We start from the raw sequence: 21,637 nt of genomic DNA, 5'->3' as shown, positions 1-21,637 counted from the left end.
TCATATGGAACAAAATAATTTAACAGTATTTACACACCCATTAGTTAAGGCAAAAATTACGCAAATGCGTGATAAAAACACGACAACTAAAGAATTTGGTGAGTTGGTAGATGAAATTTCTGGATTAATGTGCTATGAAATAACACGTGATTTAGAATTGGAAGAAATCGAGATTGAAACGCCAATTACAAAAACTGTTGGTTATAAAGTAAAAGGAAATGATATTGCTATTGTTCCAATTTTACGTGCTGGATTAGGAATGGTAAAAGGAATTCACCAATTGGTCCCAACAGCAAAAATAGGTCATATTGGTCTTTACCGTGATCATGATACATTACAACCGGTAGAATATTTATGTAAACTTCCTACAGATTTACCATCACGAGATGTTATTTTGGTAGATCCAATGTTAGCAACTGGAGGTTCGGCTATTAAAGCTATAGAAATTTTAAAAGAAAAAGGTGCAACTTCTATTCGTTTAGCTTGCTTAGTAGGATGTCCTGAGGGTGTAACTGCTGTACAAGCTGTTTATCCAGAAGTTCCGATCTATTTAGCAGCCTTGGATGAAAAATTAAATGAAAATGGTTACATCGTTCCTGGTTTGGGAGATGCAGGTGATCGTTTATACGGAACTAAATAGAGCATAAAATTGAGTGTGGAATGAGTAAATCTTATGATTTCGGAAAAGAAGCAGAAAATTTCGCAGTAGATTATTTTGAAAATTTAGATTATAAAATACTAGCGCGTAATTATTTTTTTCAGAAAGCAGAAATAGATTTAATCGTTGAAAAAGATAACGTTATCTTAATAATTGAAGTTAAAGCAAGAACTACAAATCATGTAAATTTGCCTGAAAATTCAGTCACAACCAAAAAGAAAAAATTACTTATTTCAGCCGCAAATGATTTTATTTTAAAAAATGGCATTGATGGTGAAGTAAGATTTGATATTTTAGCGCTTCTAAAGCAAAAAGGTGAATGGGAAACCAATCATATTATCAATGCCTTTAGTGCTATCGAACTTTAACTTTTATAATGGAAATTTTATTAAATTTATTTGATTTTTTATTGCATATTGACCAACATTTAAGTCAATTTGCAAATGATTACGGATTATGGCTGTACGCTATATTATTTTTAATCATTTTTGTAGAAACTGGTGTTGTAGTAATGCCCTTTTTACCTGGAGACTCCTTGTTATTTGCAGCTGGTATGCTTGCCGCTCAACCAAACGATTTGAGTGTTTGGATTATTATAGGATTATTGCTTATTGCAGCCATCTTAGGAGATACATTAAATTATAAAATTGGGCAGAATCTCGGTTATAAAGCTACTAAAGTAAAAATTTTAGGAAAACAATTTATTCAACAAGAGCATATTGATAAAACTCATCAATTTTATGAAAAATATGGATCTAAAACAATTGTTATTGCACGCTTTGTGCCTATTGTAAGAACTTTAGCTCCATTTGTTGCGGGAATTGGTAGAATGTCCTATAAAACGTTCTTAACATACAATGTAATTGGTGCCATACTTTGGGTTGTCGGCATTACTTTGGCTGGTTACTTTTTAGGAAATGTACCTTTTATTAAAGAAAATTTTTCTAAAGTAATCTTAGCTATCACAATTATCTCAGTGTTACCAATTATATTTGAATTCTTGAAAGAGAAATTTTCAAAAAAAGAAACATCAACTAAATAATTTTTCAAAAAACTCGGTTCAATATTTGAACCGAGTTTTTTATTTTATATCATGGAAATTTTAGATTATCTATTACATATAGATCAATATTTAGAACATTTTTTAATGTTATATCCTAACTGGTTTTATATTATTCTCTTTAGTTTAATTTTTATTGAAACTGGGGTAGTTGTTTTACCTTTCTTACCAGGAGATTCACTTTTGTTTGCGACAGGTATGTTATCTGCTGCATTTCCAGATCAAATTAATGTGTATATAATCATTATAATGTTATGTATTGCTGCAATATTAGGAGATACAGTAAATTATCTGATAGGGAAATATCTAGGTTATAAATTAGTGCATCAAACGATTTTTGGTAAAAGAATTATTAAAGATGATGCAGTGTATAAGACAGAAGATTTTTTTAAAAAGTATGGATCTAAAACAATTGTTATTGCACGTTTTGTACCTATTGTACGCACGTTAGCTCCTTTTGTGGCAGGAATATCTAAAATGCATTACGCTACATTTATAAAATATAATATTCTAGGGGGAACTATTTGGGTCTTAGGGATTACACTTTTAGGCTACTTCTTAGGTAATATTCCTGTTGTTAAAAATAATTTTGAGATAGTTGTGGGTGTAATTATACTTTTTTCTATACTTCCGATGATGATAGAATGGATAAAATCAAAAAGAATATAGTTATAATTTATTTTACTAAATTTTTAATTAAAATTCATTTTAAGTCAACATATTCAGTGTTTTAATGGTTTTTTGTTATAAATTTATTAGATTGTTTTAGTCTTTTACGAACCATGAAATTAAAATTTTTTCTATTATTTTTCTCAACTTTATCTTTGGCATTTAGTCAAGAAAATTATCCAATTCCTACACATCCTTTTTTACTATTCTATATACAGCACAATAAAAATAAAAACACATTTGTATATCATGCTAATGTAAAAAATAACGTCTTAGAAAAAGTAAATCCTATAAATGTATATAGAATAAATTATGAAAAGGATGGAAAGAAAGATGAGTTAACGACTCTTCAGAAAGAGTTTGCATATGGAATTACATATTTAACTTCAACTAAAAATCAATTTGTATTATCTGCCCAAAAAAAGTTACCATTTAAGATAAAATCTGTAGGAAAATCCTATTGGGTAGAAGTTGTTATAAATGGGAAAATTATTAAAGTAGATAGAATTTTTATTCAAACAGAAAAAAACTCCTCAGCATTAAAGACTAAAGTTGAATATATATTGATATACGGAAGAAATCAAAATGATAAATCTGTCGTAGAAAAAATTGTTCCGTAGTATATTTGTATTCTGATTTCATTTTAAAAAAAATAATCCTAATGATTAATATTAGAGAAGTAAAATCTTCAAAAGAAAGAAAAGAATTTGTCGATTTACCTTTTCGAATCTATAAGGATAATCCTTATTGGGTTCCTCCAATAAAAAAAAATGAATTAAAGGGTTTTAATCCTTCTAATGACATTTTTAAAACTGTAAAAGCTAAATTTTTATTAGCGTATAAAGATAATAAGGTTGTAGGTCGTATTGTCGCAATAATTAACTTAACAGAGATTAATGAACTACATAAGAATAAAGTTAGATTTGGTTGGTTAGATTATGAAGATGATATCGAAATCTTAAAAGCTTTATTAAATAAGGTAGAGGAGTTAGGTAAACAGCATGGGACTAAATATATGGAAGGTCCTATGGGGTTTTCTAATATGGACAAAGCAGGGATGTTGACCGAAGGTTTTAACAGTCGCGCAACGATGATTGGCATTTATAATCATCCATATTATGCAAAACACATCAAAGAATTAGGATTTGTACCTGAAGCACAATGGTTAGAATATAAATTTGGATTTGATGATATAGAAATTGAAAAATCAAAAAAGTTAAATGCAATTATAGAAAAGCGTTATAAGGTTTCTAACTATCATTTTAAATCTATTTCAGACTTAATGCCTCATGTTGACGAAATGTTTGATTTGCTAAATAAAACATATGCAGATTTACAAAGTTTTGTACCTATAGAAAAATTTCAGGTTGAGCATTACAAGAAAAAATATCTAAAGTTTATACATCCTGATTTTATTTCATGCGTTAAAGATGAAAAAGGAAAAATGGTAGCATTTGCCATAACTATGCCTTCTTATTCGGCAGGATTCCAAAAAGCAAATGGAAGTATGTTTCCCTTCGGGTGGTGGCACTTATTGCGCGCAATGAAGCATAACGACCATGTAGAGCTTTATTTAATAGGAATAGATCCTGAATATCAAAATAAAGGAATAAATGCTTTAATTTTTAAACAATTGCATGAAAACTTTGAACGTAGAGGAATTAAAACGATAGAGACTAATCCATTATTAGAAGAGAATACAAAAATCTTACAACTGTGGAGTAAATTCAATCCTGTGATTCACAAAAGAAGAAAAACTTTCAGAAAAGACTTATAATATAAAATGGTCAGTGCATGCACTGACCATTTTATATTATAAAAAGAGATTTTATCTCACTTCATTATCTTCTTTCCATTCAGAAATCTCTTTTTCAAGATCCTCTTTTGTACGTCCAGATTTTTCCTGAATTTTACCTACTATTTCATCCCATTTTCCTTCAGCAAAAACTTTATCATCGTCAAACCATTCACCATATTTTTGTTTAACAGCTCCTTTTACGCGATTCCATTTTCCTTCTAATTCTAAATTTTCCATTGTAATTTATAGTTTTGGTTATTATTAATTTAAAGTTACGTAAATCAAAATCTAATAATTATTAAAATAGTTATAAGTATTTGTTAATGAATGATTAAATTTATTTTTGAATTATATAAATTAATGTGACGAAATTTATCAGTATTATGGATTTAAAGAATTAATTGATAAAATATTAAATACAATCTCGATAGATTTAACTAATTTTGATTGATAATTTGGTTTAATATTTAATAATAAATATTATTCACTTAAAATATTGATGTTATGCAGATGTTGCTTTTATTCTTCGGAATGGTTGTTCTTTCATTTATTTACATATTATATGTATTTAACAGAAAGCAAAATAAATAATTTAGAAAAAAAATTATAGAATATAATAAGCACAAACAGGTTAGGATTCTTCTTAATCTGTTTTTTTATATTTATAAAATTATATGAAATAAAAAAAGGGAACTAATTTATTAGTTCCCTTTTTTGAAGTTGTACGGGCGGGGAGACTCGAACTCCCACACCTTGCGGCACTAGATCCTAAGTCTAGCGTGTCTACCAATTCCACCACGCCCGCTTGAATCGTTTACTGATTACGAGTGCAAATATACACAAGTTTTCTAGTTAACAAAATTTACAAATAAAATTTTTTTAATCTTTTTTTAAAATTTAAATTTGCACAAAGCATTTAGAAATTATGGAAATTACAGGTAGAATTAAAAAAATATTTGAAACACAGAATGTTACAGCTAGTTTTAAGAAGAGAGAACTTGTTGTTACTACTCAAGAACAATATCCTCAAGATATTTTAATTGAATTTACTCAAGATAAGACTGATGTTTTAAATGCATACAAAGAAGGAGCTGAAGTTAAAGTTTCAATCAATATACGTGGTCGTGAGTGGATTAATCCAGAAGGAGTGGCTAAATATTTTAATTCTATCCAAGGATGGAGAATTGAAGCACTTACTCCAGAGCAACCAACAGAAAATGGAGGAGGATACCAAGATTTTGCACCTGCTCCACCAGTAGATACTTTTGGATCATCTGATGATGATGATTTACCATTCTAATATTGGAAATTTTCAAAAGAAATAATAATTTAAGCGTATCCTTTGCGGGGTACGTTTTTTTAATTGTAGTAAAATGTATTGGTTAAGTCAAGATTTAAGCTTTCCTGATTATTCAGAGACTTCAGAGGAAGGAATTATTGCAGTAGGAGGAGATCTTTCTCCAGAACGAATTATATTAGCTTACAAGAAAGGAATCTTTCCATGGTTTAATGAAGATGAACCTATTTTATGGTGGTTCCCTCATGATCGCTTTGTACTGTTTCCTGAAAATCTATATGTTTCTAAATCCATGAAAAAGGTTTTTAGAGATAAAATATTTACATATACGGAAAATAAAGCTTTCAGAGAAGTAATTACCAATTGCTCTCAAGCGCCTAGAAAAGACCAAGATGGTACTTGGATTACTAACGAGATGATTGAAGCTTACTGCAAATTACACGAGATGGGAGTTGCTAAAAGTATTGAGGTTTGGCAAAATGATGAGTTAGTAGGCGGATTTTATGGATTGGATATGGGTAATGTATTTTGTGGAGAAAGTATGTTTGCAAAAGTAAGTAACGCTTCCAAAGCAGGTTTTATTCAATTTGTCGCTAAATATCATAAAAAATATGAAGTTATAGATTGTCAAGTCTATTCAGAGCATTTAGCTTCTTTAGGTGCAATTGAAATTCCATCTGATATATTCTTAAATTATTTAGATTCTCAAGAATAAAAAAAACGGCTATAACTTTAGCCGCTTTATATTTTTATTTTGTAAATTTTATAGGATATTTAAGGTTTTTATATTCGTATAATTCAGCATTTAAAGAGCCTACTACTAACGAGGCTTTTATATGCACAGGGACTAAGTTATCGTCATCTGTAACCCACATTGTAACAGATTCAGATTCTTTAAATACACGTCCAGATTGAACATATGGACGTATTTTAATCGTATTAATCTTACCAAACTTGGTTTTTTTAACTTCACGACCTAAAACTTTTAATCTAAACTTAAAAGTTTCCTCTCCCATAAATATATTTTCATTAATATAATCACCAGTTTTTAATTTACTATTGTCAACATTTCTTAAATTAAAAAAAGCAGATAATAAATCTTGAGCATCAGAAGGAATAGTTTCATACGTAACCTTTTTATGTTTTATATTATCAACTTTTACTTGTTTACGTGCATGGTCAAAATAATATATCTGGTTTCGGGTATAGCCACCTTCATATATATCTCGTACAAATTTAGAAGGTTTCATGGTTGATTTATTGATGTAAGATTCGTATAAGTCTTCTACTTTGTAAAATGCTTTTACAGCACCACTAGAGCTTCCTTTACCTACAATATGATAATGATTTTCTCCATTATATTTAGCATCTTTTACTTCTATTGTTGCATATCCAGCATTAAGACCAGTATAATGTATTCTAAATTTTAAAAACTCTCCAACCTTAAAATTTTGAGCATTGGCAAATGAAAAAGAAAAAATAAAAGCAATAAGTAAGATAAATAGTTTTTTCATTTTTAATAATTTGTGGTTTATAAGATTCAAAAGGTTTGCCAAAAAAAAACTCGTTTTCAAAATCCCATTAAGTGATTTGAAAACGAGTTAAATATATTATTATTTTATTAAAATAATATTATCCTTCTATAATATCATTTATATCAAGATTGTCAATGTCAACTGCTTCAGTAGAAGTTTCTAAAGGCGAAACATTAATTACTTGAACAATTTCTGGAACATATTTTTTAATTGTCATCTCTACACCTGACTTTAAAGTCATTTGATTAACTGAACAAGCTATACATGCACCAGTTAGACGAACTCTTACTATGTTATTTTCAACAGATAATAATTCAATATCACCTCCATCCGAATTTAAAAAAGGACGAATTTCTGCTAACGCTTTTTCTACTTCTAAATATTTTTCTTCTGCAGTCATTTCTTATTTATTGTTATTAGACGAACAGCCCGCCATTGTTGTAATACGAACAGCTTCTGTAGGAGGTAACGTGTTATTACGCTCTACCAAGCTAGCTACAGCATTTCTTGCAATATTAGTATAGATATCAGCTACAATAGTATTTTCTTGTAATGCAGCAGGACGTCCAACATCAGCAGCTTCTCGGATTGATTGAACAATTGGAATTTCACCTAAGAAAGGTACTCCAATTTGATCTGCTAAATTTTTAGCACCATTCTGTCCAAAAATATAATATTTATTATTTGGTAATTCCGCAGGTGTAAAATAAGCCATATTTTCTACAATTCCTAATACTGGGACATTAATAGCTTCCATTTGGAACATTCCTACCCCTTTTTTAGCATCTGCTAAAGCAATATTTTGAGGTGTTGAAACAACTACGGCTCCAGTAATTGGAACTTGTTGAACGATAGATAGGTGAATATCTCCAGTTCCAGGAGGTAAATCGATTACTAAGAAATCTAATTCGCCCCAATGTGCATCGCGAATCATTTGGTTTAAAGCTTTTGCAGCCATTGGCCCACGCCATACAATAGCTTGGTCTGTATCTGCAAAAAATCCAATTGATAAAATTTTGATCCCGTAAGATTCAACTGGTTTGATTTTAGTTTTTCCATTTACTTCAACAGAAACAGGACGAGCATCCTCACAGTCAAACATAATTGGCATAGATGGTCCGTAGATATCGGCATCTAATAATCCAACCTTAAATCCCATTTTAGATAAACTAATGGCTAGGTTTGATGAAACTGTAGACTTTCCAACTCCTCCTTTCCCTGAAGCAACTGCTATAATATTTTTAACACCTGGTAGTTCAGAACCTTTAATTTCTTCTGCCTTAGGTTCAGCTTCTACTGAAATAGTTAATTTTAATTTAGCTTCTGGTAAATTTTCTTTGAAGGCATTTTTTAAGGCGATTTCTAAACGCTTTCTTTCGTGCATTGCTGGAGAAGGAGAAACAATATCTAAAATGATATCATTACCCATAACTTGTGCATTACGCATCCAGTTACGAATTCCCAGCTCTTCTAAGACTTGATATATCTGATCTCTTGTATAAGCCATTTTTGATTTATATTTTTACAAAATTACTAAGAACATACAACTTAAGAAAATCTATCATAGTGATTTTAATTCTTTTGCCTTATTTTTTGATAAATAGAAGTAATTTATGTTATCTTTAACTTTTAAATCTCACTATGGAGGAACATATTATTTATCTAAATAAGATTAGAAGAGAGATAATTGATGAGCTTTCTCAACACACTTTAGATCAGTTGTTGTACATTCCTGTAGGATATAAAAATAATATCTTTTGGAATGCCGCTCATGTCTTAGCCACACAACAATTAGTACATTATTATCTTTCAGAAAATAGAATGTTAGTCGATATGGAGTTTATCCGAATGTTTAAAAAAGGAACTTTCGGAAATAATTCAAGTTCTGAAGAAGATGTAAAAGAACTAATAGAATTATTAGAGTCTACTCCAATGCAATTGCACAAAGATTATCGTGCAGAAAAATTATCTCGTTATAGAACATATCAGACCTCATTTGGTATTGAGTTAAATTGTATTGAAGATGCAATTTTATACAACAATATACATGAAGCCATGCATTTGGGATATATTTTAAGTTTAAAAAAGAATATTCCGTTTTAAAAATAGAAAAAGCTCAATCTAGTGATTGAGCTTTTTTATTTTAATAACATTCAAAAATTAAAATTCTAAATATTTCACTTTATCTTGAACTGGTTTGCGAATGGCAGTTGGTAATTCTCCATCATATTTACCCATATAGAAAACTCCCACACACTTTTCTCCTTCTTCCATTGGAACAAAATCATCTGCATTAGAAATTACATTTAATGGTGATGACCAGTACGCACCAATTTTTAGAGCTGAGGCCATTAGCCACATGTTTTGTACAGCCATAGCAGTTGCAGCTAATTCCTCCCACTCAGGAACTTTGTAAGAATCTACAAAATTGATTAAAATGATTTTATTTGATTTATCACATTTCTCAATTAATGCATTAATTTTACGATCACTCAAATCTTCAGGTGGAGTAGATTGCACATAAATACGTTTTACATATTCACGGAAACGATCTTTTGCAGGACCTTCTAATACAACAAAACGCCACGGCTCTGTCTTTTTGTGTGATGGTGCCCAATTTGCAGCTTCAAAGATTTGATTTAATTCTTCTTTTGTAATTTCTTCTTGATTATATTGAGGAGGAAATACAGATCTTCTTGATTGTATTAGATCTAATAATTCTGTTGGATTCATATGTCTGTAACGAATTAATTTTTTAGACGACTTATACTGCAAATTTACATTTTTTAAAACCAAAAATTTATAACAAAGATGAGAACTTTAGATTCCGTTAAATTACAAAGAGCAAAAACAAACCAAGTTGATATAAGAATTGGAGATTATTTAAATCAATCTTTTTCAATATTTAGCCAGCATTGGTTACAATTTATGCTATTTGCTTTTGTTTCAATGATTTTATCCTTAGTCTCAGCCATTACAATTGTTGGTCCTTATTTTATTATGTTTCCGTTGCAAATGGGTTATGGACATGTAATTGATAAAATAGAAAATAATGAAGAATTTGTATTTAACGATTTTTTTATAGGATTTAAACAATGGACCAAATTTATTCCTCTATTACTTTTATTCTTAGGTCTTATCATCATTTTGTTTATTCCCATTATTATACTAGGCGGAGTAGGAAGTATGATGCAACTTAATGCAGATATGGTACCATTTTTTGGCATCTCATTATTTGCTATCTTTCCTGTAATTATAATCTTAGGAATTGTCGTTTCTGCTATTGTATTTTTAGTACCATATGTTATATATTACGGAAATATAGGAGTATTAGAGAGTATAAAAGTGTGTATTAATATTAATAAAAATAATTTTTGGTATCTATTACTTTTCGTACTTCTATTTTCTATCATCTCTCAAATAGGAACTTATTTATGTTTAATAGGTGTTTTCGCTTCAATTCCTATTGCATATATCATGGCCTATTTATTAGTAAAAGATATTTTACTAACAGATGATAAAAATGAAATTGATACTATTGGGCAATCTTAATAATTATAATATTTTTATAGAATGTTAGCTAAACATTTGATTTTTGAACAAATGAATGAATTGGGAGCTCAAAAAGTTCCCTTTTTCTTTATGATTGATTTTCTCAAAGAAAATGGCGAGGTCATTCCAATAAGTGAATTATCAGATGATATTCAATTCTGTTTTCATACGCCAAAAAAAAATACAGATCCTAAGCAATATAGTTTTCTGAGAAATCCTATTCCTTATTCTGAATATATAAAACAATTTAAAATCGTACACGAAAATTTAAGATTAGGAAATTCATATCTTACCAATTTAACATGTGCAACACCGATAGAAATTAATTTATCATTTCAGGAAATTTATCATTTTACTCAAGCGAAATATAAGCTGAATTATAAGAATCAATTTGTATGTTTTTCACCTGAAACTTTTGTACAAATCAACCAAGGGAAAATAAGCTCTTTTCCTATGAAAGGCACAATAGATGCATCAATTACAAATGCAGAAAAAATTATTTTAGAAGACGAAAAAGAAGCCGCAGAACATGCAACTATTGTAGATTTAATTCGAAATGATTTAAGCTTAGTTGCTCAAAATGTTACTGTTAATAAATATCGCTATATTGATGAATTAAAAACAAATGATAAAACTTTGTTACAAGTCAGTTCAGAAATTAGCGGAGATTTAGGCGAAAATTATTATTCAGAAATCGGAACTATTTTCGATAAATTATTACCGGCCGGATCTATTTGTGGTGCTCCAAAAAAGAAAACGGTAGAAATTATTTTAAGAGCCGAAAATTATAACAGAAATTTTTACACTGGAGTTTTTGGCATTTTTGATGGTAAAAATGTTGATTCTGCAGTAATGATTCGATTTATTGAAAAAGAAAATAATCACCTAATTTTTAAAAGTGGTGGCGGAATTACTGCAAAAAGTAATTGCGAAAATGAATATAATGAAATGATCCAAAAAGTATATGTTCCAATTTATTGAAACCATCTGTCTATTAGACGGAAAACTAAGAAACCTTACTTATCACCAAGCAAGGTTTGAAAATACACGCGTTGTACATTTTCCAGATGCGCCTTTTATCAGTTTGGAAGAAGCGATTGAAATTCCTGAAGATAAAAAAATAGGAAAATTTAAGGTTAGAGTAGAATATGCAAAAGAAATTACGCTGATTGAAATAATTCCGTATCAAATTAAACCAATTCAAAAAATAGCATTATATCATCTTGATCGTGAAATAACTTACGGCTACAAATATGCAGATCGTTGGTTTTTTGATTTATATTTAAAAGAAACTCAATGCGACGATTTAGTTTTAGTTCGGGCAAATTATATTACAGATACAACTTATACCAATTTAATCTTTTTTGATGGGGTAGAATGGCATACTCCTACCACAAGTTTATTAAATGGGACAATGCAGGCGTCATTAATTGATGAGGGGAAAATCAAGAAAAAAAATTTAAAAATACGTGACTTAAGCAAATATTATTCTTTCAAAAGAATCAATGCCATGATGAATTTTGAGGAGGCGCAAACTTTTGATATTCAGATCTTACTACAAAATCTATAAAATTACTAGAGTTATTTTGAATATACGTTATTTTATATAACTTTGCAGCAACTTATCAAGAAAGGTGGAGGGATTTGGCCCGATGAAACCTTAGCAACCGGATGTATTTATCAAGGTGCTAATTCCAACCTTAAAAAGGGAAAGATGAGTGGTGAATTTCAAAACAAATTCCTACAGACTTTTTATTTAAGGTTTCGATTTCTTGATTTATTAAGATTTTAATAAAGATGAAAAGAAACAAATTTTTACTTGCTACTCTAGCTTTTGTGGCAAGTACAGCAATATTTGCACAAGAATTGGAAGAAAATAATTCATTAGATGAGGTTGTATTAGTAGGAAATCGAAACAATAACCGTACAGTGGTGAATTCTGCAGTTCCTGTCGATGTTATTCAAGTGGAAGAACTGATTCAACAAGCCCCACAATTAACGTTAAATGATATCTTAAATTATGTAATTCCTTCATTTAATTCTGTGCGCCAATCTTCATCAGATGGTACAGAACATATTGACCCAGTTACATTACGTGGAATGGGTCCAGATCAAGTCTTAGTTTTAATCAACGGAAAACGTCGCCATACTACATCATTGGTCAATTATCAAAATACAGTTGGAAATGGTTCGGTTGGAACAGACTTAGGCGCTATTCCAATTTCGGCCATAAAAAATATAGAAGTTTTACGTGACGGTGCAGCCGCGCAATATGGTTCAGATGCCATTGCAGGGGTCATCAATATTGTATTAAAAAATACACCCGGAGGAGATGCATCATTAACATATGGACAAACGTCTAAAGGTGATGGTGAAACATATAACTTTAACGGAAGTTATGGTGCTAAATTAGGGGAAAATGGATCAATTGTTTTTTCAGCAGTCGTTTCTGAACGTAAGAAAACAACTCGAACTGGTGATCATAATTTAGATATTTATGGAGATAATTTCGCTTATGATTTTGCGGATGATCCTGCTGGAGCGCGTGCGAATGATGATGACATTATAGCTGCAAATGGATTATCTCGTAAAGATTTTAGATTCCAAATTGGAGATGCACAAATTAGTAATCAACAATTTTTTGTGAATGCAGAAACGGAATTAGCCGATCAGTTAGAACTGTATACATTTGGAGGTGTAAGTTTACGACAAGGGAAAGGTTTCGGTTTCCGTCGTTTACCAAGTGAGGTTCCGGATACTTCGAAAACCATTTACCCAAATGGATTTCAAGCTGTTTTAAATTCAAATGTCAATGATTATTCGAATTCCACAGGATTACGTTATAAAACGTTAAATCATTGGAACATTGATTTATCCAATACTTTTGGATTCAATGAGTTCAAATATAATGTCGATAATACAGTCAATTATTCTTTAGGTACTGATTCGCCAACATCTTTTTACGCAGGGAAACACAGTTTCTTGCAAAATACTGTCAATTTAGATTTTTCAAAAAAAATTAATTCGAACATCAATATCGCTTTTGGTGGGGAATACCGCTACGAAAAATACCAAATCGAAGCCGGTGAAGAAGGATCTTATATCGATGGTGGATCTCAATCTTTTGTCGGATTTTCACCAGATAATGCGGTAAAAGGGGATCGTCATTCTGTTGCTGCATATGCAGATTTAGGTTTACAATTCGGAAACTTTACAGCGGACATAGCAGGGCGATTCGAGAATTACTCGGATTTCGGAAATACCATCAATGGTAAATTAGCTTTGCGTTATGAATATGCCAAAGGATATTCGGTTCGTGGAGCAGTTTCCACAGGTTTCCGAGCACCATCATTACAACAAAAATATTTCAGTAATTCGTATACGGATTTATACGTTAACGATGACGGAACACAGCAGTTAGTGACGAAAGGAATTATTCGTAATGCATCAAATATCGCTCAAAATGTAATCGGTTTAGATAAATTAAAAGAAGAACAATCGATCAATTATTCTTTGGGATTAACCTTTAGACCAACCTCTAAATTATTTATCACCTTAGATGGATATTTTATTAAAGTAGATGATCGTATCGTGTTAACATCAGATATTACAGATCCTGTTTTAGAAGAAAATGGTGTGGATGCTGCTCGTATTTTCTCGAATGCAATCGACACCGAGACTAAAGGGATTGATTTAGTCGTTTCTTACCAAACGCGATGGGGCAAAGGAAATTTTAATGCCAATTTATCGGCCAATGTAAACGAAACTAAAATTGTCAACTATCATTTCCCAAGTTCATTATCGGTAGATTATAATCAATATTTTGGTCCTGACCAAGTTAATATCATTGAATCGTTATCGCCAAAAGTCAAAGGAACTTTAAATTTAGGATATTCAATTGATCGATTTAATTTCTTGGTTCGAAATACCTATTTCGGACAAGTGACAAAAGATGGATATCCATGGGGAAGTGTGCAAGAGCATAGCGGAAAAGTGGTGACGGATGCTTCGATTGGTTACAATTTGACCAAGAATGTGAACTTAACAATTGGAGCGAATAATATCTTTAATATTTATCCTGACAAACAAGTGTATGAAAATTCATATTACGGCGTATTTCAATACGCTCCCGTACAAATGGGTGTGACAGGAGCATATTATTTTGCTCGATTAAATTTTAACTTTTAACCCAATATAATCATTTTTTATCGTGTCATTTTAATTGTATTTTTTATAAGTCAATAAATGACACGATTTTATTTTTAAACGAATGGGAAAACTAAAAATAGGATGGAAAACTGCCACCGCTTTGGTAGTTTCAAATATGATTGGAACGGGTGTTTTCACTAGCTTAGGTTACCAGATTGGGGATTTAAAAAACACTTATACGATTTTATTGTTGTGGACAATTGGTGGATTTTTAGCCTTGATTGGTGCTTTTATTTATTCAGAATTAGCCTCAAAATTCAAAGAATCCGGAGGAGATTACATTTATCTTTCTCGTACTTATCATCCAGTCTTAGGATATTTATCCAGTTGGGTTTCCTTGTTTGTTGGTTTTTCAGCTCCCATTTCTTTAGCGGCTTTAGCAATGCTTAAATATTTGAATGTTTTTGGCTTGGATTTAGGAAAAGAATATGCAGTCGGAATTATTTTGATTGTTGCACTTTTTCAATCGTATAGTTTGAATTTAAGTAGTCATTTTCAAAATGTATTCACTATTCTTAAAGTTGTTTTTATATTATTACTCATTGGTTTAGGAATTTATTTTGTGCCATCTATTCCTCAAAATTCTATTTTATTAGACGATAGTTGGACGGACGAATTATTATTGCCTGCTTTTGCAACTTCTTTAGTGTATGTTACGTTTGCCTATACAGGGTGGAATTCTGTTTCGTACATTTTTTCTGAGATTAAAAATCCTAAAATTAATCTTCCAAAAGCTTTGTTTATCGGTGTTGTTTTCGTGACAATTGTTTATGTCTTGTTAAATTATGTTTTTATAAAACACGCATCTGTTGAAAGTTTAGCGTACCAAGAAGATGTTGCCAATATTGCTTTTGCAAATGTTTTAGGTGAGAATGGAGTAAAATGGGTTAGTTTTTTTATCGCCTTGCAACTTGTTGCTACGGTTAGTGGGTATTTATGGATTGGATCTCGCTTAACCCAAGCCACAGCAAAAGAAAATAAATTATGGAACTTTATGGCTCCAGAAAGTAAAAATGGAATTCCCATTCGTGCTATTTGGGTGCATGCATGTATTAGTATTGGTTTAATTTTTACAGTTGATTTTGAAGTGATTTTTACGTACACATCATTTGTTTTACAAATTTTAGCAACCTTAGCAATATCAACAGCTTTCTTTATAAAATCCAAAGATTTAATCATCATTCGGTCAAAATTGTTTTATGTTTTGCCTACTGTATTTTTACTCTTTAGTTTATACATTTGTTATTTTGTTTTACAATCTAAACCGAAAGAAAGTTTATTTGGATTAGGTATAATACTTGTAGGTATAATCTTGTTCTATTTTGATCAGCGAATTAAACCTGATAAAGATAAATAATTTATGAAAATCTATTTTGTAACCTTTCTACTCGTTTGCTCAATTTTAGGATTCGCACAAAAGAAAATGCTAAATGTCTTCACTATCTATAATAATGAAGTAATTTTAACTGGAAGTGATCGGATGAATTTGGACCAAGATCGAATAGATTCAATTAAAATTTTGAAAGGGGAGGAATCTGATTCATATTTTGAAAAGGCAGATGGTGTGATATTAATTTATTTGTACAAACAGTTGCAAAAAGAATTTATAACTAAATCTCAAATCAATGAAATTTTACGTTTACCAATTGATCGTACAATTTATGTGAATGGGATAAAGTCTTTAAAGGAATTTAAATTCTCTACTAATAAAAATACAATATTTGAAAAAATTAAGATTGATGGAATTTATTTTGCAAATATTGTTATTCAATAAATAAAAAAGTCCCTTCAAAAGAAGGGACTTTTTTATTTAGTCTTTTATACCGTTAAAAATATATTGTAAGATTGGATTAATTTCTGGCTTTTCAAGATGTTTCTTGAAAATTTTTGTATAATACTGGGGTGAATTAATCATCTTACGATCAACTAATTCATTAATTGTATCTACATATTCTACAGATGTTTTTCCAATTAAAAGATTGTCTAATTTTTTACCTTGATCAATATAATTTAGGATTGTTTTTAAACCTTTTAAGTAAAGTGCATCTTTTGTAAAACCTCCACCTCTATAAACTCGTGTTGTTAAGTAAAATGCATTTTCAGGAGTCATTTTATATTCTTCTAATAAAGTCAAAAATGTTTCATTAAATGTATTACCATTTGTTAACATATTTACAGCTAATACACGTAATCCTAACTCTCGTAGACGATCATGATTAATTGAATCTGAATAATATTCCGACAAAATTGCTAATCCTTCTTGTGTAAGAGTATTGACAGGTAATCCAATCGAAAATATTTTAAGAGGTTGCTTTATTGCATTCATTGTTGTAACCATATGTACACCAATTTCGTGCTCTATTAAACCTTTTGTAAAACGTTTATCAAATTTAACACCTTTTTTAATCATCACTTTTTTCTTAGAATTGATGACTAATGCTTTTGAGGCAATATGATCAGAAATTTCAATATCAAAATCGAACCCATAATCTTTTGTCGAATTTTTAAATAATTCTACAACATCATGCTCATTATATTCTCCTTCTTTTTCAATACGAAATTCAGGACAATACAGGACAAAATTTGCATTATCAACGTCTTTCTTTGATGGTTCACCAAAGTAGCGCAACGAATTATAAAGAAATTTATTTGTACCAAGGTTTGCTAATAAATCAACTTTATCAAAATAAGCATTTATTGTATCAACATACATGTTTTGAATACTAATATCAGTAATTTTCTCTACTTGTATATTGGATAGTTTACGTTTAAAATCGAAAGGATCGATGTTTAACGGGTTATACTTAAACTGTGGTTCGTAGGTATATTTTGAGGCTAGAAATTTTTTCTTTTCTAACTGAAGGTTAACAGGATTTATAACACTTAAAAGTTCAAAATCTTTAACCAAGTTATAAAGCTGTTTATCAATTTTAATTAAATCTGACTCTAGCTCGTTGTGTAAAATATTTACCTGTTTAGAAACTTTATAAGTTGTTTCATCACGAATAAATGAATACGCATGGTGTAGAATAGCATTTTTAAAACCTTCTTTTATTTGATTAATAACTTCAGGAAATGATTCACCAGTTAGTTCATCACAATATATTTTAGACACTTCAGTGGCTAAAACTAATGTATTTTTAAATTTTTCTGTAACAAAGCTTAATAAATATCCACGTCCGTAGAATACATCATTTATAGCTGTATAGTTATGGATATCACCAAGTTCTATTAAACTTAATTCATTTCTCCAGCTTTCTACATAAGCTCCAAACTTTTCTTGATCTATTTTTTCAGCTCCAATATTAAAAACAGGAACTGGTCTGTCCCAACGTTTCCAGTTGTAAGAATGCATGTCATAAACAATACACTTTTTAAATTTAGATTCTAACTTTTGAATAAGAGCTTCAAATACTTCATAAAAAGCATGATGCTTGCCTAAGCTACGTTGTTTTTGAGATTCACTTAATGGAGTTGACCATACATTTTTTCCCCATGCTTCTTCATATATAGCTGACTCTGGTGGACGATTTAAATCGTATTCAAATCTAGAGTCACATCCTTGTACAATAATTGGAAAATTTCCAATAAATTCTGCGGTATGAGGATCTTCTTCGTACCAACGTTCATAATTGGATAAACTACATTTTTCTAAAACATCATCACGCATTTGTCCGCCATCATGTATAGCAGTACATACGTAAGGAATATACTCATCAATTTTTATTTTGAATGATTCGTCTTCGGCATATGCTTCGAAAACAATTTCATTTTCAATATTTTTAATGATTTGTTGTATGGATAAAATTTTCATTATTTGAATTCTTCATAGGTCTCTAATAACATAGAGACAATTTGTTTTTGTATGTCTAAATTTCCGTTTACATTGTTGTGAGGAACAATACCTCCAGGACTAACAACATTTAATTCGACCATTTTTCCATTAATTAAATCGATTCCTGTGAAGAATATTCCATCTTTTACTAATCGTTTTCCCATCTGTCGGCACAAATCCATTTCATGTTCAGTAAGATCATGTTTTACAGCTGATCCTCCCGCTGAAATATTTGATCTATGATCTCCTTTTGCTGGAACACGCATAATAGCTCCAATTGGCTCACCATTAATAACAATAGCTCTTACATCACCTTTTTCAGCACCTTCAATATAATTCTGACAAATAATAGGTTGAGGTTTACCTGCATGGTTGATGTAAAAATCTGCTATAGCGCTTAAGTTTCCTATATCATTTGCTTGAAAAAGAACAACTCCTTTACCACCCATTCCATCTAATGGTTTAATAATAAATTTATCAAATTTATTTTCTTCAACAAATTCTTTGATTAGATCTATATCTCTGGTAATTAGGGTTTGTGGAACAATAGATTCTTTACCATCATCAAAAGATGCTGCGTAAATTTTATTATTTGCTTTTCGAAGACCTGAAGGTTTATTCACAAAAAACACTTGATCTTCGATCATTTCTAACATGTTTAATAAAAGTGGGTCCACTGGAGGATCACTTCGCATAAATATCATGTCAAAATCAGTTAAATTTTTAATAGCTGTTTCAAATTGCATTGTATGGTAAAACTCAACACAATCTTCCGTTTCAGTGAAAATTAGTTTTCTGCATTTTCCAATCACACTTCCTTTGCTTATAGAAATGTCGCTAGTTGTTAAATATGATACTTCAAAACCACGATCTGTACATTCTTTTATCAAACGCATAGTGGTATCTTTTTCTGGCTCAACCTTGTTCCAAGGGTACATTACGAAGCATATTTTCATATGATATAAACGGATTTTAATTTGATGCAATATTAGCTAAAAGTTTGATACAAAAATCAGTGTATCAACTTTTACTTAAAAATTAATTTTAGGAGCTGTAAATGTAAGAAAATCAATAAGAAAATTTCTTTTGTAAAAATATTAAGGTGATTGCTTCATTATAAACAATCACCTTAAATATGTGTAAACTTTTAAACTTTTCTATTTATTTCTTAAAGTGTCAATTGTAAGCTGAATTTTAGGATCATCTGCTTTAACTGAATAATAATTAGCAATTTTCCCATTATGGTCTATTACTAAATATCTTGGTATCCAATTTAAATCGATAGAAGTTGCAAATTCACTTTTCCAATTGTTCCCAATAAAATAGTGATGCCCCTTAATATCATATTTTTCAATACCATTTTTCCAAGATTCAACTGTTTTATCCATAGAAAAATAAACAAATTCGATATCATTATTCTTTATTTGTAAATCTTTCAATTTTGGCATTCCAGTAATACAATCTCCACACCAAGTTGCCCATAAGTCTAATACAACAATTTTTCCTTTATACTGATCTAAAACTTGATCAATGGTAAGAGAATTACCCTCAGTAGATATTACAGTATTTTGTAATCCTATTTCTGTAAACTCTGTTTTCATTACATTAGGAATTTTTTGCCCGAAAACAAACAAACCTATAATTAAACTTAAAACGCTAAATATTTTTTTCATTTCTGTAAACTCGTCTTGGTATTACCAAATCTATACCAAAGTGATAGAATTAGAATAATAAATTTAATTTTTTTTCAAAAGTTGGTAAAAATTGTAACTTTGTTTCATGCAAAAGTTTTTAATCATTGGATTGGGAAATATTGGTGACAAGTATGAACATACACGTCATAATATTGGTTTTAAGATTGTTGATCGAGTAGCCGAAAAAGTAAATGTAAATTTTGGTTCCTCAAATTTTGGTCAAATTGCACAATTTAAATTCAAAGGTCGACCTGTGACTTTGTTAAAACCAAATACTTATATGAATTTAAGTGGTGATGCTGTTAAATTTTGGTTAAAGAAGGAAAACATATCCCCAGAAAATATTTTTGTAATCACAGATGATTTAAATTTACCATTCGGTTCAATTCGTATACGAAGCAAAGGTAGCGACGGAGGTCATAATGGCTTAAAGGATATTCAGAATAAAATTCAGACTCAAGCTTATCCACGTTTAAGATTTGGTGTTGGAAATGAATTTTTAAAAGGTCAGCAAGCTGATTATGTTTTAGGAGGTTGGACCGCAGAAGAAGAGCAATTATTGAATGAACGTTTGAATCATTGTGCTGATGCAGCGTTATCATTTGTTTTTGCAGGTTTAAATAATACAATGAATCAATACAATGGGAAATAAATTAGGATTAACTATCGCTTTAGGCGTAGGTTTATTTTTTACATCTTGTCAAACTAACCAAGTGGAACAAGTTATTACAGTAGACGAAATTCAACAGATTATAGTATCGTTAAATAATGTTGATTTGGTTGACTTGAGTGATAGGAGTAATATTTTGATTGATGTTCGTACTCCGGAAGAATATGCGGAGGGACACGTACCAGGAGCAATTAATCTAAACGTTAAGGATGATAATTTCTCGAAGAATGTTGCTGAGTTAGATTCTACAAAGAATTATTATATCTATTGTCGCTCTGGAGTTAGAGCAAAGTCTGCGGAGGCAATTATGCTTGAAAATAATTTAAAAAGTGTACATACTTTCCAAGATGGTATGTTAACATATAAAGGACAAATTGAAAAATAATGGACGGTTTAAAACCAGAATTATTAAAAGATATAGTTACTACAAAAATGCCCTTCGGTAAACACCAAGGGTATTTATTATGTGATCTACCTGTTTCATATTTAGAATGGTTTATGTCTAAAGGTGGATTTCCAAAAGGTAAATTAGGACTTCAATTATCTACTGTTTATGAAATTAAAATTAATGGTCTTGAAGAAATAATTTATCAATTAAAAAAGAATTATTCATAACAGAATAGTTGTTTTATATCATTGTATTTTAAGTGTTTAAAAATT

Annotated in this window: 25 protein-coding genes, 1 tRNA gene, 1 pseudogene and 1 riboswitch; of the genes and pseudogenes, 18 read left to right on the top strand and 9 right to left on the bottom strand. The window is 30.1% G+C overall.

Annotated features, from left to right (window positions below):
- Nucleotides 1–4: 4 nt before the first annotated feature.
- The 6 genes from upp to IM532_RS09195 all read left to right on the top strand — a co-directional run bounded on the left by upp (nucleotide 5) and on the right by IM532_RS09195 (nucleotide 4,164).
- A complete protein-coding gene (upp, locus tag IM532_RS09220) occupies nucleotides 5–640 on the top strand; it encodes a uracil phosphoribosyltransferase (RefSeq protein WP_194183161.1) in 636 nt (211 codons plus the stop codon).
- A 20-nt stretch (nucleotides 641–660) separates the two neighbouring features.
- A complete protein-coding gene (locus tag IM532_RS09215) occupies nucleotides 661–1,026 on the top strand; it encodes a YraN family protein (protein ID WP_194183160.1) in 366 nt (121 codons plus the stop codon).
- Between the two features lie 8 nt (nucleotides 1,027–1,034).
- Nucleotides 1,035–1,700, top strand: a complete 666-nt coding sequence (locus IM532_RS09210) for a DedA family protein (RefSeq protein WP_194183159.1) — start codon at nucleotides 1,035–1,037, stop codon at nucleotides 1,698–1,700.
- 51 nt (nucleotides 1,701–1,751) lie between these two features.
- Nucleotides 1,752–2,387, top strand: coding sequence for a VTT domain-containing protein (locus IM532_RS09205; protein WP_194183158.1), 636 nt, complete (start codon nucleotides 1,752–1,754; stop codon nucleotides 2,385–2,387).
- Between the two features lie 113 nt (nucleotides 2,388–2,500).
- Nucleotides 2,501–3,007 (top strand): DUF4833 domain-containing protein, encoded by a 507-nt coding sequence (locus tag IM532_RS09200; protein ID WP_194183157.1) that lies wholly within the window; start codon nucleotides 2,501–2,503, stop codon nucleotides 3,005–3,007.
- Between the two features lie 41 nt (nucleotides 3,008–3,048).
- A complete protein-coding gene (locus IM532_RS09195; protein WP_194183156.1) occupies nucleotides 3,049–4,164 on the top strand; it encodes a GNAT family N-acetyltransferase in 1,116 nt (371 codons plus the stop codon).
- Nucleotides 4,165–4,215: 51 nt separating this feature from the next.
- Here the strand turns inward: IM532_RS09195 and IM532_RS09190 are convergent, their stop codons facing one another.
- Both IM532_RS09190 and IM532_RS09185 read right to left on the bottom strand, forming a co-directional pair.
- Entirely contained in the window at nucleotides 4,216–4,422 is a 207-nt protein-coding gene (locus IM532_RS09190; protein ID WP_194183155.1) for a CsbD family protein, read from the bottom strand.
- 486 nt (nucleotides 4,423–4,908) lie between these two features.
- A tRNA-Leu gene (locus IM532_RS09185) sits at nucleotides 4,909–4,990 on the bottom strand.
- Nucleotides 4,991–5,110: 120 nt separating this feature from the next.
- On the opposite strand from IM532_RS09185, the gene IM532_RS09180 reads away from it, so the two are divergent.
- Complete coding sequence (locus IM532_RS09180; RefSeq protein WP_194183154.1) at nucleotides 5,111–5,485, top strand: DUF3127 domain-containing protein; 375 nt, start codon at nucleotides 5,111–5,113, stop codon at nucleotides 5,483–5,485.
- A 73-nt stretch (nucleotides 5,486–5,558) separates the two neighbouring features.
- Nucleotides 5,559–6,197: a leucyl/phenylalanyl-tRNA--protein transferase gene (gene aat / locus IM532_RS09175; RefSeq protein ID WP_194183153.1), complete on the top strand. Its 639-nt coding sequence runs from the start codon at nucleotides 5,559–5,561 to the stop codon at nucleotides 6,195–6,197.
- Between the two features lie 34 nt (nucleotides 6,198–6,231).
- Here aat and IM532_RS09170 read toward each other — a convergent pair whose 3' ends face one another.
- From IM532_RS09170 to IM532_RS09160, 3 genes and pseudogenes are all read right to left on the bottom strand, one after another.
- Nucleotides 6,232–6,996: a DUF3108 domain-containing protein gene (locus tag IM532_RS09170; RefSeq protein ID WP_194183152.1), complete on the bottom strand. Its 765-nt coding sequence runs from the start codon at nucleotides 6,994–6,996 to the stop codon at nucleotides 6,232–6,234.
- Nucleotides 6,997–7,186: 190 nt separating this feature from the next.
- Nucleotides 7,187–7,417: pseudogene (locus IM532_RS09165) on the bottom strand (NifU family protein); the annotation flags it as partial.
- Nucleotides 7,418–7,420: 3 nt separating this feature from the next.
- Nucleotides 7,421–8,524 (bottom strand): Mrp/NBP35 family ATP-binding protein, encoded by a 1,104-nt coding sequence (locus IM532_RS09160; RefSeq protein WP_194183150.1) that lies wholly within the window; start codon nucleotides 8,522–8,524, stop codon nucleotides 7,421–7,423.
- A 134-nt stretch (nucleotides 8,525–8,658) separates the two neighbouring features.
- Between IM532_RS09160 and IM532_RS09155 the strand changes: the two genes are divergently transcribed.
- A complete protein-coding gene (locus IM532_RS09155; protein ID WP_194183149.1) occupies nucleotides 8,659–9,120 on the top strand; it encodes a DinB family protein in 462 nt (153 codons plus the stop codon).
- A 57-nt stretch (nucleotides 9,121–9,177) separates the two neighbouring features.
- Here the strand turns inward: IM532_RS09155 and IM532_RS09150 are convergent, their stop codons facing one another.
- Entirely contained in the window at nucleotides 9,178–9,750 is a 573-nt protein-coding gene (locus tag IM532_RS09150; protein ID WP_194183148.1) for a nitroreductase family protein, read from the bottom strand.
- A 78-nt stretch (nucleotides 9,751–9,828) separates the two neighbouring features.
- Between IM532_RS09150 and IM532_RS09145 the strand changes: the two genes are divergently transcribed.
- From IM532_RS09145 to IM532_RS09120, 6 genes are all read left to right on the top strand, one after another.
- Entirely contained in the window at nucleotides 9,829–10,569 is a 741-nt protein-coding gene (locus IM532_RS09145) for a hypothetical protein (RefSeq protein WP_194183147.1), read from the top strand.
- Between the two features lie 21 nt (nucleotides 10,570–10,590).
- Complete coding sequence (locus tag IM532_RS09140; protein WP_228063696.1) at nucleotides 10,591–11,550, top strand: aminodeoxychorismate synthase component I; 960 nt, start codon at nucleotides 10,591–10,593, stop codon at nucleotides 11,548–11,550.
- Nucleotides 11,534–12,139, top strand: a complete 606-nt coding sequence (locus tag IM532_RS09135; RefSeq protein ID WP_194183146.1) for an aminotransferase class IV — start codon at nucleotides 11,534–11,536, stop codon at nucleotides 12,137–12,139. The genes IM532_RS09140 and IM532_RS09135 overlap by 17 nt, the downstream gene beginning before the upstream one ends.
- A gap of 49 nt (nucleotides 12,140–12,188) precedes the next feature.
- Nucleotides 12,189–12,290: riboswitch (SAM riboswitch) on the top strand.
- 76 nt (nucleotides 12,291–12,366) lie between these two features.
- Nucleotides 12,367–14,757 (top strand): TonB-dependent receptor plug domain-containing protein, encoded by a 2,391-nt coding sequence (locus tag IM532_RS09130; RefSeq protein WP_194183145.1) that lies wholly within the window; start codon nucleotides 12,367–12,369, stop codon nucleotides 14,755–14,757.
- 82 nt (nucleotides 14,758–14,839) lie between these two features.
- Nucleotides 14,840–16,135 carry an APC family permease gene (locus IM532_RS09125; protein WP_194183144.1) on the top strand — a complete coding sequence of 432 codons (1,296 nt, stop codon included), beginning with the start codon at nucleotides 14,840–14,842 and terminating at the stop codon, nucleotides 16,133–16,135.
- Between the two features lie 3 nt (nucleotides 16,136–16,138).
- The gene (locus IM532_RS09120; RefSeq protein ID WP_194183143.1) at nucleotides 16,139–16,552 is read left to right on the top strand and encodes a hypothetical protein; all 414 of its coding nucleotides are present in this window, start codon (nucleotides 16,139–16,141) and stop codon (nucleotides 16,550–16,552) included.
- Between the two features lie 36 nt (nucleotides 16,553–16,588).
- Here the strand turns inward: IM532_RS09120 and IM532_RS09115 are convergent, their stop codons facing one another.
- The 3 genes from IM532_RS09115 to IM532_RS09105 form a co-directional block, all read right to left on the bottom strand.
- Nucleotides 16,589–18,592 (bottom strand): flavohemoglobin expression-modulating QEGLA motif protein, encoded by a 2,004-nt coding sequence (locus tag IM532_RS09115; RefSeq protein WP_194183142.1) that lies wholly within the window; start codon nucleotides 18,590–18,592, stop codon nucleotides 16,589–16,591.
- A complete protein-coding gene (gene gshB, locus IM532_RS09110) occupies nucleotides 18,592–19,569 on the bottom strand; it encodes a glutathione synthase (RefSeq protein WP_194183141.1) in 978 nt (325 codons plus the stop codon). The genes IM532_RS09115 and gshB overlap by 1 nt, the downstream gene beginning before the upstream one ends.
- Nucleotides 19,570–19,770: 201 nt before the next feature.
- Nucleotides 19,771–20,286 (bottom strand): TlpA family protein disulfide reductase, encoded by a 516-nt coding sequence (locus IM532_RS09105; RefSeq protein WP_194183140.1) that lies wholly within the window; start codon nucleotides 20,284–20,286, stop codon nucleotides 19,771–19,773.
- Nucleotides 20,287–20,392: 106 nt separating this feature from the next.
- Here IM532_RS09105 and pth point away from each other — a divergent pair, with 106 nt between their 5' ends.
- The 3 genes from pth to IM532_RS09090 are packed head-to-tail and all read left to right on the top strand — an operon-like array spanning nucleotide 20,393 to nucleotide 21,592.
- Nucleotides 20,393–20,959: an aminoacyl-tRNA hydrolase gene (pth, locus tag IM532_RS09100; RefSeq protein WP_194183139.1), complete on the top strand. Its 567-nt coding sequence runs from the start codon at nucleotides 20,393–20,395 to the stop codon at nucleotides 20,957–20,959.
- Complete coding sequence (locus tag IM532_RS09095; protein WP_194183138.1) at nucleotides 20,949–21,362, top strand: rhodanese-like domain-containing protein; 414 nt, start codon at nucleotides 20,949–20,951, stop codon at nucleotides 21,360–21,362. Before pth ends, IM532_RS09095 begins: the two co-directional genes overlap by 11 nt.
- Nucleotides 21,362–21,592: a DUF3820 family protein gene (locus IM532_RS09090; protein ID WP_194183137.1), complete on the top strand. Its 231-nt coding sequence runs from the start codon at nucleotides 21,362–21,364 to the stop codon at nucleotides 21,590–21,592. The genes IM532_RS09095 and IM532_RS09090 overlap by 1 nt, the downstream gene beginning before the upstream one ends.
- Nucleotides 21,593–21,637 lie beyond the last annotated feature (45 nt).

The organism is Faecalibacter rhinopitheci (assembly GCF_015234135.1).
Classification (GTDB): Bacteria; Bacteroidota; Bacteroidia; order Flavobacteriales; family Weeksellaceae; genus Empedobacter; species Empedobacter rhinopitheci.
This window is presented reverse-complemented; position numbering and strand designations above follow the sequence as displayed.